General features: G+C 67.1%; 6 protein-coding genes. 1 reads left to right on the top strand and 5 read right to left on the bottom strand.

Features of this window, described 5'->3' with window-relative positions; translation table 11 throughout:
* Positions 1 to 11: 11 nt before the first annotated feature.
* Positions 12 to 1706: an alpha-L-fucosidase gene (locus NUG20_RS15465; protein ID WP_263395327.1), complete on the bottom strand. Its 1695-nt coding sequence runs from the start codon at positions 1704 to 1706 to the stop codon at positions 12 to 14.
* A 196-nt stretch (positions 1707 to 1902) separates the two neighbouring features.
* Positions 1903 to 4521, bottom strand: coding sequence for a TonB-dependent receptor (locus tag NUG20_RS15460; protein ID WP_263395326.1), 2619 nt, complete (start codon positions 4519 to 4521; stop codon positions 1903 to 1905).
* A gap of 875 nt (positions 4522 to 5396) precedes the next feature.
* On the opposite strand from NUG20_RS15460, the gene NUG20_RS15455 reads away from it, so the two are divergent.
* Complete coding sequence (locus NUG20_RS15455) at positions 5397 to 6416, top strand: glucokinase family protein (protein ID WP_263395325.1); 1020 nt, start codon at positions 5397 to 5399, stop codon at positions 6414 to 6416.
* A 288-nt stretch (positions 6417 to 6704) separates the two neighbouring features.
* Here NUG20_RS15455 and NUG20_RS15450 read toward each other — a convergent pair whose 3' ends face one another.
* The 3 genes from NUG20_RS15450 to bioA form a co-directional block, all read right to left on the bottom strand.
* Complete coding sequence (locus NUG20_RS15450; protein WP_263395324.1) at positions 6705 to 9323, bottom strand: TonB-dependent receptor; 2619 nt, start codon at positions 9321 to 9323, stop codon at positions 6705 to 6707.
* 489 nt (positions 9324 to 9812) lie between these two features.
* Complete coding sequence (locus tag NUG20_RS15445; RefSeq protein WP_263395323.1) at positions 9813 to 10544, bottom strand: 16S rRNA (uracil(1498)-N(3))-methyltransferase; 732 nt, start codon at positions 10542 to 10544, stop codon at positions 9813 to 9815.
* Complete coding sequence (gene bioA / locus NUG20_RS15440; protein ID WP_263395322.1) at positions 10535 to 11926, bottom strand: adenosylmethionine--8-amino-7-oxononanoate transaminase; 1392 nt, start codon at positions 11924 to 11926, stop codon at positions 10535 to 10537. The genes NUG20_RS15445 and bioA overlap by 10 nt, the downstream gene beginning before the upstream one ends.
* Positions 11927 to 11992 lie beyond the last annotated feature (66 nt).

Raw genomic sequence — 11992 nt, 5'->3', positions numbered from 1 at the left:
GGGGATATCCGTCAGCGGGTGGAAGTGGGGGAGGGCAGGTCGATGCGGAACACGTAGGCGTGTTCGCCGGCGGGCTTGGCCGGCAGGGTCAGGTGCAGGCCGTCGGCGCGCTGTACGAACGGCACCTTCTTGCCGGTGGCCAGTAGGGTCACGCCGCGCACGCCGTCGGCGGGGGTGAGCGAACGGATCACCGCCTTGCCGTCGGCCGGCCAGCCCAGCTCGATCGCGTACAGCGCGCCGTGGCCGGTGGTGAAGCGGAAGTCCTCGGCGGTGTAGGGCTTGGTCTTGGTGTCCTGGAAGGTGCCGCCGACCACTTCGGTCGGGCCTTCGCCGTAGGTGCGCCACGGCTGGCTGTCGTAGATCGCCTCGCCGTTGGTCTTCAGCCACTTGCCGATCGACAGCAGGATGTCGCGCTCGGTGTCGGGAATCGAGCCGTCGGCGCGCGGGCCGATGTTGAGCATCAGGTTGCCGTTCTTGCTGACCACGTCCACCAGCATGTGCACGATGAAGGTCGGGGTCTTGTAGGTGTCGTTCTCCACATAGCCCCACGAGGCGTTGCTGACCGAGGTGTCGGTTTGCCAGTGGGTGGGGTGGATGCCGGTGAGCTGGCCGCGCTCGATGTCCAGCGTGCCGGCGCCTTCCGGGAACGCGCCCAGCTTGTAGTTCACCACTACTCCGTCGCCGTGCGCGGCGCCGTGGTTGTAGTAGTACGCCAGCATGGTCGGCAAGGTGCTGCGGAAGGTCGGGTGGGCGATCCACCAGTCGAAATAGATCAGTTCCGGGTCGTAGCGGTCGACCAGTTCGGTGGTGCGCGCCAGCCAGTCGTCCAGCCATGCCTGCGACACCGGCGTCCAGTCGTTGGCCACGTCGGCGTCGTCCTTGCCGCGCAGGCGGATCTGCGCCGGGCCGTATAGGCCGGCGTAGCGCGGGTCGTTGACGTCGGATTCGAACGTGCGGCCGCCGTCGAAGAACCAGTTGTGCTCGGCACGGTGCGAGGACAGGCCGAAATGCAGGCCTTCGGCGCGGATCGCCTTGGACAGCTCGCCGATCACGTCGCGCTTGGGGCCCATCTTGGTCGCGGTCCACTCCGACAGCTGCGAGTCGTACATCGCGAAGCCGTCGTGATGCTCGGCCACCGGCACCACGTAGCGCGCGCCGGCGTCGCGGAACAGCCTGGCCCAGCCCTGCGGGTCGAACTTGGGCGCGGTGAACAGCGGGATCAGGTCCTTGTAGCCGAACGTGGACTGCGGACCGTATTTCTCGCGGTGGTGCGCGTAGTCCTTGCTGTCCTTGGCGTCGGGTTGGTACATGTTGCGCGAGTACCACTCGTTGCCGAACGCCGGCACCGAGAACACGCCCCAGTGGATGAAGATGCCGAACTTGGCGTTGTCGTACCAGCCGGGCGAGCGGTAGTTCTTCAGCGACGTCCAGTCCGGGCGGAACGGCCCCTTGCGCGCGCCGGCAGCGGCTTCGCGGACCAGGCGCGCGCGCTCGGGCGCGTACTTGGCGGTGGCCTGCAGCCACTGTTGGTCGATCTGTTCGGGACTGAGCGTGGTGGCGGTGGGCGCGGTCGGCGACGGCGCATCCGCGGCGCAGGCGGGCACGGCCGCCAGCGCGAGAATCAGGGAGAGGGTACTGGCCAGAGTCTTGCGTACAGCTCCGGCGTGGCGGGATCGGTCCGCGCGCGGGCGGGTCTCGGACGTCATGGAACTGCACTCCTGTGGCGAAGTCGGTACCGGCGCATGGACGCCGGCTCCGGGGATTGCAGGAGAGCGAATCTGCCGCGCCCGGATCATGGGACGCGTTACGCGCGGCTGCGCTCCTGCATGTAGCGGTGTAGCGTTACATCGGACAAAAAAAGGGCGCGCCACCGTGGAGGGTCGGTGGCGCGCCAGTCCTACATCAGAACTTGAAGTTCAGCTGCGCCTGGTAGCCGCGGCCGTTCTTGTACATGCCGATCGGCGCGTACTTGACCTCGTTGTACCAGTAGTACGTGGAGTCGAGCAGGTTGGTGGCGCTGACGCTGACGCTCATCCAGTCGTTGATCTCGTACGAGGCGGTCAGGTCGAGCTGCTTGTACTCGTCGGTGAACACGTTCGAGTCCAGGCGGCCGATCTGGGTGAAGTACTTGGAGCGGTAGCTGTAGTTCACCCGCACCATCCACGGACCGTTTTCCCAGTAGGGGATCACGTTGTAGGTGTTGCGCGACAGGTACGGCAGGTTCAGGCCGTCCTGCGAGCTGGACTCGGCGTAGGTGTAGTTCGCCTGCAGGCCGAAGCCGTAGCCGAACGCCTGCTGGTAGTTCAGCGACGCGCCCTTGACCTTGGCGCCGGTGGCGTTGACCGGACGAGTCACGCTGTACGGCTGGTTGACGATGCCGTTGGTCGGGTCGCTGAGGATCTCGGTGGTCGTGGTGCTGACGATGTAGGAGCCGATGTCGCGGTAGAACAGTTCCGCCGACAGCATGCTGGACGGAGCGAAGTACCACTCGGCGGCCAGATCGTAGTTGGTCGACTCGTACGGCTTCAGGTCCGGGTTGCCGCCGCTGGCGGTCAGGTCGCCGCTGGTGCTGTTGAGCGAGAACGAACCGGCCAGGTCGCCGTAACGCGGACGCGCGATCACCTTCGCGGCCGAGAAGCGCAGCACCTTGGTGTCGTCCAGGTCGTAGGCGATGTTGAAGCTCGGCAGCGGCTTCTTGTACTCGTTGCTGACCTGCTGGAACGCATACGTCGTGCCGCCATCGCTGGTCTGGTAGTACTGCGACTTGTCCTTGGTGTCGGCATAGCGCAGGCCCACGTTGCCGCGGAACTTGCCGGCCTCGAAGTTCATCTGCGCGTACAGGTCGCTGGTGATTTCCTTGACGTCGTAGATCTGGCCGAACTTGGGCGTCAGCGCCGCCTGCGGCAGCCCCTTCAGATAGTCCAGCACCGAGTTGAGGTTGGCGGTCGGCCAGGTGACCAGGTCGCCGCTTGCGCCCAGGCCGTCGTACAGGCCGCCCGGCGTGGTGCCCGGGTTGAAGCCGGTCAGCAGCACGTCCTGGTTGGCGAAGATCGCATTGCCGCGCGAGTTCTGGCCGTTGTTGTGGTTGATGTACTTGTAGCCCACCAGCACCTTGTTGAACGGGCCCCATTCCAGATCGCGGGCCGCATCGAACTGGAAGTACTTTTCCTTGTCCTCGGTGGTGGTGTACTCGACGCCGCCGGCCTGCTGGCCGGACGCCAGGCCCCAGTTGGAGGCGCTGTTGTTGTCGTAGGTGACGCCGGTGTGCGAGCCGTCGTAGTTGAAGTTGTAGCCGCCGTCCTGCAGCAGGAACTTCATCAGGTATTCCGGATTCTTGCCGCCGGTCGCCTTGGTGGTGCCGATCTGGGTGGTGAACACCCAGTTGTCGCCGTACCAGTCGTGGCGCAGGTTCACGCTCTTGGTGGTGACTTCGCTCTCGCGGTAGTTGGTGTCGAGCTGCGCGTAGGGCTGGCCGGCGGCGCCGTCGGTGACGGTGCCGGAGGTGATGTAGCCGTTCTGGACGTTGGCGCTGGTGACCTTCTGCAGATCGCTGTTGCACGCCGGACAGACGTAGCGCGATTCGCTGAAGTTGTTGTACTTGCCCTTGATGTAGATGCCGGTCAGGTTGAACTCGTTCTGCTCGTTCGGCTTCCACTGCAGCGCGCCCTGCAGGCCGTTGCGCTCGCGGGTCTGCTGGAAGTAGGCGCTGTTGATGCCGGCCGGAATCTTGGCAGTAGCAACGTTACCTCCGTCGCCCGAAATGGCGGCAGTGGCGGGGATACCGGCGCCGGTGGTGTAGCCGAAGAACTCGATGCCGGCGCGCGCGATGTCCTGCTTGTCGTGGGTGGCGGAGATCAACGCGCCGAAGGTCTCGTCGTCGTTCTTCCAGCTCCACAGCGCCGAGCCGCGCGGATTGCCCTCTTCCGAACGGTCGTTGTAGTTGTAGCCGACCGAGCCGCGGATGGTGTTCTTCGGCAGGTCCAGCGGCTTGCGGGTATGCACGATCACGGTGCCGCCGATCGAGCCTTCGTCGATGCGCGCCTCGGGGGTCTTGTAGACCTCCATCAGGCCGATGATTTCCGGCGACAGCAGGGTGTAGTTGAAGGTGCGGCCGCTGGTGTCGGACGGGTTGCCGCCCCAGTCGCCGGAGGCGATGGTCTGGCCGTTGAGCAGCACGCGGTTCAGCGCCGGGTCGGTGCCGTTGATGCTGACCTTCTCGCCTTCGCCGAACTGGCGGTCCACGCTGATGCCGGGCAGGTGCGCCAGCGACTCGGCGGCATTGGTGTCCGGGAACTTGCCGATGTCCTCGGCGCTGATCGCGTCGACGATGGAATTGGCCGAGCGCTTGACCGCCTGGCTCTTCTCCAGCGAGGCGCGGTAGCCGGTGACGGTGATCGTGTCCAGCTCCTGGACGTTCTTCGATTCCGCGCCGGAAGCGGGTGCTTCCTGCGCCATTGCGTTACCGGACAGGTACAGCGCGGCCATGATGCTGATGGCTAACGTGGTGGTGCGGCTATTCATTGGCTAAACCTCTGGGTTAGTACATGGGCATGAGGTGCCAACCGATGTTCCGGCGTGCTGGCCGCTGCCCGGCCTGTTGACTGCGCGGCACCTTGCGGTGGCTGCGCGTATCGCGTTTCGGTGCGCGTCGTCCGGTCGTTGACGCGGAAGTAGCCGGCCGGCGGCACCGCGGCGCCGGTCCTTCCTTTGTGTCCTGTTGCAAAACCAAATACAGCAAACAGTGCATGTCCCGATATTTCGTGCTCGCCGGGACGGCCTGGCGGGCAGTGGCGCAAGCGATCCGCTTTCCATTGCGGGCGCGCGCCGTAGGACGGCTTCGGTACGCGCTTGCCATGACGCTGGAACTGCAGTCGGTGCTGGTTCCAGGCCCTAAACGTGCCATGTCGCGAAGCTGTAAAAATTTGTGTGATCCGAGTCTGTAATAGCGCTGACAGCGTTGTCAACACATGCTTCACAGAATTTTGACAAATCTCGGTGCGATAGCGGCCAAGCGCGGCGCAATAGCTTGGAAGTGGTCATTGCCGCTGAACGTAGGTATTTGTCTACGAAGGAAATTATGCCGCGGGCAGAATTGCGGGGTTCATTTGCTGACACATTTGCAATGACGCGCTAATTGTGGTCGTCAGCACACTTTCCATGTAAATTTGTGCATTGCGGCGAGCTTTTTGCGACAACTGTTTACTGGTGCACAGCCCTGAATGGCATGGTTGTGACCCATTGAGCAGGACGACGAAGACGCCACGATGCCGTGGTGAAGGAATGAGAAAGAGCGAGACTGGACGAATTCATCTTGACAACGTTGTCAAGGTGGTCTGAAACTCGATCGGTCAACAGGCCCATCGGCGTGCGCCCAGTCGGGCGCAACGGGAGAATACGTGTCTGCAAGCAGTTCACCAGTGGTAGCGGCCGCGTCGCGCGCCGAACCTTTCATTGCCGCCGACGTCGGCGGCACGCATGTCCGCATCGGCCTGGTGGCGCGCGGGGATGCGACTGATGCCGCGCCGGTCAAGGTGCTGGACTATCGCAAGTACCGCTGTGCCGACTACCCGGGGCTGACCGAGATCATCGGCGAGTTCCTGTCCGGCGTGAGCGGCCCGGCGCCGACCCGTGGCGTGATCGCCAGCGCCGGCTACGCGCTGGAGGACGGCAGGGTGATCACCACCAATTTGCCGTGGAGCCTGTCGCCGCCGGAGATCCGCGAGCGGCTGGGCCTGCAGGCGCTGCACCTGGTCAACGATTTCGAGGCGGTGGCGTACGCGGCCTCGTCGATGGATGCCAGCGAAGTGCTGCACCTGGCCGGCCCGCGCAAGGCGCAGCGCGGACCGGCGCTGGTGATCGGGCCGGGCACCGGGCTTGGCGCGGCGGTGTGGATTCCGGCCAACGGCGGCGCCGTCGTGCTGGCTACCGAGGCCGGCCATGCCGCCTTGCCGGTCGGCAGCGAACTGGAAATGGCCATGGCGCAGCGGCTGCTGCGCACGCGCAGCTACGTGCCGGTCGAACACCTGCTGTCCGGCCCTGGCCTGCTCAATCTCTATAAGGTGTTGTGCGAGTTGCGCGATGCCGCGCCGGCGCACGCCACGCCCAGCGAGGTCACCGCGGCGGCGTTGGCCGGGCACGATCCGCTGGCGCGCGAGGCGCTGTCGGCGTTCTGCGGCCTGCTCGGCAGCGTGGTCGGCGACATGGCGCTGCTGTACGGCATCCAGAGCGGGATCTACCTGGCCGGTGGCTTCCTGCCGCAGATCGGCGAGTTCCTGGCCGCCAGCGACTTCGTCGCGCGCTACTTGAACAAGGGCGCGATGCGTCCGGCGCTGGAGCAGATCCCGGTGAAGCTGGTCGAGCATGGCCAGCTCGGGGTGATCGGCGCGGCGAACTGGTTTCTGCAGCAGCAGCGATAGCGTATTCGCGACGCGGGTGTTTTCGCGGGTGGCGCAGTGGCGTCGGGCGCGACAGCTGTGTCGGCAAGGCCCGTCGCGACTGAAGTCGCTCCCACAGGTCGCCATGTCGGATGGGGGCGGGGCCTGGGCGGTCCGTCGCGACAGGCTCCATCTGCGTCGCGACAGGCTTTGCCTATGTAGCGGCGTCTGTCCGACCGCAACCACTTTTGCAGCGACGCCTTGCACGCCGGTGGCGACGCGGTCGCGCCTGCGATGCGGCGGCCTGCGCGGCCGCCGCCGTTGCCGCGGCTACAGGGTGAAGTGCACGCTGAGCATGTAGCCGCGCCCGTTCTTGTACAGATAGTAGGGCTGGCTCTCCTGGCCGACGTAGCTGTAGTAGGTCTCGTCGAGCAGGTTGCTGCCTTCCAGCTGTAGCTTGACCTTGTCGGTGATCGCGTAGGACACCGACGCATCGAGTTGGGTGAAGGCATCGGTCATCTGGTTCGCGCCCAGGCGCCCGATCTGGGTGAAGTAGGCCGAGCGCCAGCCCAGGGTCAGCCGCGCCTCCCACGGTCCCTTCTCGAAGTAGGGGCTGAGGTTGTAGCTGTTCTTGGAGTTGTAGGGCAGGTTGTAGTCGCCCTGGGTGTCGGCCTTGGAGTAGGTGTAGTTCGCCGCCACGCCGAAGCCGCCGCCCAATTCCTGCTGGTAGCTCAGCGATACGCCCTTGACCTTGGCCGCGCCGGAGTTCTGCGGCAGGGTCACCTCGTAGATGTCCTCGCGGTCGTAGGTGTTGTTGTGCAGCGGCCGCTGCACCAGGGTCTGCAGGATGTAGTTGGAGATGTCGCGGTAGAACAGTTCGCCGGCCAACACGCTGTTGGGCGCGAAATACCATTCCAGCGATGCGCCGTAGTTGGTGGAGCGGTACGGATCCAGCGCCGGATTGCCGCTGCTGGCGGTGAGCTTGTTGTCGTCGGCGTTGACGTAGGGCGTGAGGTCGGCATAGCGCGGCCGCGCGATCACCTTGGCCGCGGCCACGCGCAGGATCAGCGCGTCGGACAGGTCGTAGGCGAAGTTCAGCGACGGCAGCCACTCGCCGTAGGACTTGTTGTAGCGCACCGGCGCATAGGCGCTGCCGTCGTACTGGTAGCCGCCGATCGCGTCGCGGGTGTTGACGTAGCGCACGCCGATGTTGCCGCGGTAGTTGTAGCCGGAGAAATCTGCCTGCAGGTAGGCGGCGCGGTTGCGCTCGACCACGTCGAAGGTGCTGCCGTAGCTCGGCGCGAGGATATCGCTGCCGGGCAGGCCGCTGACGTAGTCGATCAGCGCGCCCGGGCTCTGCCGCGGCCAATGGCGCATGTCGTCGCTGACCGACAGGCCGTCCAGGTAGCCGCCGGGCGTGTCGCCGCCGTAGACCGCGCCCAACGTCGTGTTCGGATCGGCCGGGAAGCTGTCGTAGTACATGTCCTGCGCGGTGCTGTGGCGGGTGGCCTTGACCCCGAGCCGCAGCTTGGTGATCGGCCCCCAGGCCACGTCGTGGTCGAAGTCCAGCTGCGCGTAGCGCTCCTTGTCCAGGTTCGGATAGCGGTTCACGGTGGCGCCGATCACCGACATCGTGTCCAGCGCCGACGGCGGCACCGCGTAGTCCACGCCGACCCTGCGGTGATCGATGGCGTAGTCGTAGCCGCCGTTGCCGCGGAAGGTGAGGCCGTAGATGCGGTCGGCGCCGCCGGCCGAGCGGGTCGCGCCGACCTGGCCGGAGACGTTCCAGCCGTCGCCGTGCCAGTCGCCGCGCAAGGTGTTGCTGCTGGTCTTGACCGTGGTGTTGCGCACGTAGGAATCGAGGATGGTCTCGGCGTTGCCGCCGTAGGCGCCCGACGTGGCGACGCCGTCGGTCACGTCCAGTGCGGTGGCGTTGGCCGGGACGAAGTTGGCGTAGCGGCTCTGGTTGACGTTGTCGAACGTCTCCTCGACGTACAGGCCGGTGTAGGTCAGTTCGAACGCGTCGTTGGGCTTCCACTGCAGCGAGCCGGTGACGCCGTCGCGCTTGCGCGTCTGCGTGAACAGCGCACTGTTGATCGCGGTGGGGTAGACGCCCTGCTTGCCGGCGGCGACGGCGTCGGGAAACCCGGCGCCCTGGATGTCGCTGTAGCCGAAGATCTCCACGCCGTCGCGGCGCAGCGAGCGCTCCGAATGCATCACCGAGCCGAGCACGCCGAGCGTGCCGGCATCGTTCTTCCAGTTGTACAGCAGCGAGGCGTTGGGCTTGCCGTCCTCGGAGCGGTCGTTGTAGCCGTAGCTGACGCTGCCGGTCAGCAGGTTCTTGTCCAGTTCCAGCGGCTTGCGCGTGTGCAGGATCACGGTGCCGCCGAGGCTGCCTTCGTCGATGCTGGGCTGCGGGCTCTTGTACACCTCGGCGCTGCCGATCACTTCCGGCGCCAGCAGCGAATAGTTGAACGAGCGGCTATCAGGATTGTTCGGATCGCCGCCCCAACTGGTGGAGGCGATGCTCTGGCCGTTGAGCAGGACCCGGTTCAAGGCCGGGTCGGTGCCCAGGATCGAGACCTTCTCGCCTTCGCCGAACTGGCGGTCGACGCTGACACCGGGCAGGTGCGACAGCGATTCGGCGACGTTGGCGGCGGGAAACTTGCCCACGTCCTCGGCCGAGATCGCATCGACGATCGCATCGGCGTTGCGCTTTATGTTGAGCGATTTCTGCAGGCTGGCGCGGTAGCCGGTGACCTTGACCGCATCCAGTTCCTGCACCGCTGGCGAGGCCTGGGCGTTGTCCGTCGCGGCCGCACCGTCGGTCGTGGGCGGCGCTGCGGCGTCGCGCGGTTGTTCGGGAAGTTGCTGGGCGAAGGCGCTGGCGGGCGTTGCCAGGATGGCGGCGACGGCGAAGGCCAGGGGAGCGAGGCGGATGCGGTTCACGTGGGCGGTCTCCGAAAGTGGCACAGGGCACGAAAGACCCGCCGGCGTGCCGGCGGGCAAGCGACGCCATCGGCCCGGATGCGGCGCGATGAGCGAATCGAAAAGGGCGGCAATGCGCGCATGCCGCCGAGCGGCGGATGCGGGGTGTGGAATGCGGCGGCGCTGCGTACGGGCAAGCGCACGCGATGCATGGGCGCGCTGGTTGCGGAGCGCGCGCGTCGCGCCGCATGCGGACGTCGTTGGGTTAGGCGACCGCACGCCGACGATGCTGCGTCGCGGGGTTTTGATCGATCCAAACCGGAGGTATCCGTGTTGGCTCAGGAGCGCCGACTGTGTCGCGCTTGTCCTTCGTTGTCAACGCGTGTGCGGCTGGCGATTCCCTTCAAAAACCGCTGTTTTTCAGGGCAATGCGCCGGCACGAGGCGCTCTGCGGCGCCGTTCGGGACGGTCCCTTCCGTAGCCGATGTCTACGCGATTGTGTGCATCAGTTCACAGGTCGCCGCCATGCGCCTGCAGTGCCGCGATCGCGGCCAGGCCCGCGGTCTCGGTGCGCAGGATGCGCGGCCCCAGGCGCAGGCCGGCGAAGCCGGCGGCCTGCAGGGTGGCGCGGTCGCGTGGCGACCAGCCGCCTTCCGGGCCGATCGCGATCGTCGCGGCCTGGCCGTCGATCTCCAGCGTGCGCAGACGGTGCTCGCCCTGCGGGTCGAGGGTGAGCTTGAGTTGCGTGGCGGCGACGCTGCGCGCTGCATCGGCCAGCGCCAGCGGCGCGGCCAGGTCGGGCACGCGCGCACGGCCGGACTGCTCGCAGGCCGCGACCACGACGCTGCGCCAGTGCGCCACGCGCTTGTCCACGCGCGCGGCATCCAGCTTCACTTCGGTGCGCTCGGCCCACACCGGCACGATTGCGGCCACGCCCAGCTCGGTCGCCTTCTGCAGGATCAGGTCCATCTTTTCGCCGCGGGCCACGCCCTGCAGCAGGGTGATCGCCAGCGGCGATTCGTTGTCCGCCGGCCGCGCCGCGCCGATCCGCGCGCTGGCGCCGCGCTTGCCGACCTGCAGCAGTTCGGCGTCGTAGTCGCAGCCGTCGCCGTTGAACAGCACGCAGCGGTCGCCCTCGCGCAACCGCAGCACGCGCAGCAGGTGCCCGGCGACGTCCTCGGGGAGGATCAGGTCGTCGCCGGCGCGCAGCGGCACATCGACATGGCAGCGGGTCAGGCGCATGCGACGGCCTCGTCGATCGCGGCCAGGGTGGTCTCGGCCAGCAGCGCCAACTGCTCGTTGTCCACGCAGTACGGCGGCATCCAGTACAGCACGTCGCCGAGCGGGCGCAGCACCACGCCGCGCTGCAGGGCGGCGCGGTACGCGCACAGGCCTACCCGCGCACCGGCCGCGAACGGCGTGCGCTTGTCGCCGTCGCGGCTCAGTTCGAACGCGACCACCATCCCGGCCTGGCGCACGTCGGCCACGTGCGGATGGTCGTTGAACGGCGCCGACAGCGCGCGCATGGTCTCGGCGGTGCCGCGGTTGCGCACGATCACGTCGTCCTGCTGGAAGATCCGCAGGCACGCCAGCGCGGCGGCGCAGGCCAGCGGATTGCCGGTGTAGCTGTGCGAATGCAGGAAGGCGCGCTCGCGGCTGTCGTCGAGGAAGGCGTCATATAAGTGTTGCGTGGCCAGCACCGCCGACAGCGGCAGGAAGCCGCCGGTCAGCCCCTTGGACAGGCACAGCAGGTCCGGCATCACCCCGGCCTGCTCGCAGGCGAACAGGGTGCCGGTGCGGCCGAAGCCGGTGGCGATCTCGTCGGCGATCAGGAACGCGCCGTTGGCGTCGCACAGTTCGCGCGCGCGGCGCAGATAGGCGGGGTCGTGCATGCGCATGCCGCCGGCGCACTGCAGGCGCGGCTCCAGGATCACCGCGCAGATCTCGCCCGGATGGCGGTCGAACAGGTCGGCCAGCGCATCGGCGGCGGCGTCGGCGCGCTCGCGCACGGTCTGCCCGGGCGCGGCCAGGTAGGCGTCGGGCGAGGGCGCGAACAGCGCCTCGGCCAGCAGCGGCGCATACACCCGCCGGTACAGCGGGATGTCGCCGACCGCCAGCGCGCCGATGGTCTCGCCGTGGTAGCCGTTCTCCAGCGCGACGAAGCGGGTGCGCCGGGTCTCGCCGCGGTTGTGGAAATAGTGGAAGGCCATCTTCAGCGCCACTTCGACCCCGGCCGAGCCGTTGTCGGCATAGAACACCTTGGCCAGCGGCGCGCGCCCGTCCTGGCGCGGCGCCAGCGCCAGCAGCTGCTCGGCCAGTTCCACCGCCGGGGCGTGACTGAAGCCGGCCAGCATCACCTGTTCCAGCTGCGTGGCCTGCGCGGCGATGGCCGCGGCGATGCGCGGCTCGCTGTGGCCGAACAGATTGGTCCACCAGCTGCTCACCGCGTCCAGGTAGCGGTTGCCCTCGTGATCGATCAGCCAGGCGCCTTCGCCGCGCGCGATCGGCAGCAGCGGCAGGGTGTCCGGGTGCTCGCGCATCTGCGTGCAGGGATGCCACAGCACCGCCAGGTCGCGTTGCCGCCAGGTTGCGGCAGTCTGTGATGCGGTCAGGTCTGTTAGCATTTCGCGCTCATGAACAGGTTCTTCGCTCCGTGCATTCTATCGGCCGATGCCGCGCCGCGCCGCGGG

This window comes from Xanthomonas sp. CFBP 8443 (genome assembly GCF_025666195.1).
Lineage (GTDB): Bacteria > Pseudomonadota > Gammaproteobacteria > Xanthomonadales > Xanthomonadaceae > Xanthomonas_A.
This window is presented reverse-complemented; position numbering and strand designations above follow the sequence as displayed.

Excerpts from the sequence above, each read along its gene's own strand:
- NUG20_RS15445 (WP_263395323.1), bottom strand. The coding sequence starts at position 10,544 with ATGCGCCTGACCCGCTGCCATGTCGATGTGCCGCTGCGCGCCGGCGAC.
- bioA (WP_263395322.1), bottom strand. The coding sequence starts at position 11,926 with ATGCTAACAGACCTGACCGCATCACAGACTGCCGCAACCTGGCGGCAA.
- NUG20_RS15465 (WP_263395327.1), bottom strand. The coding sequence starts at position 1,706 with ATGACGTCCGAGACCCGCCCGCGCGCGGACCGATCCCGCCACGCCGGA.
- NUG20_RS15460 (WP_263395326.1), bottom strand. The coding sequence starts at position 4,521 with ATGAATAGCCGCACCACCACGTTAGCCATCAGCATCATGGCCGCGCTG.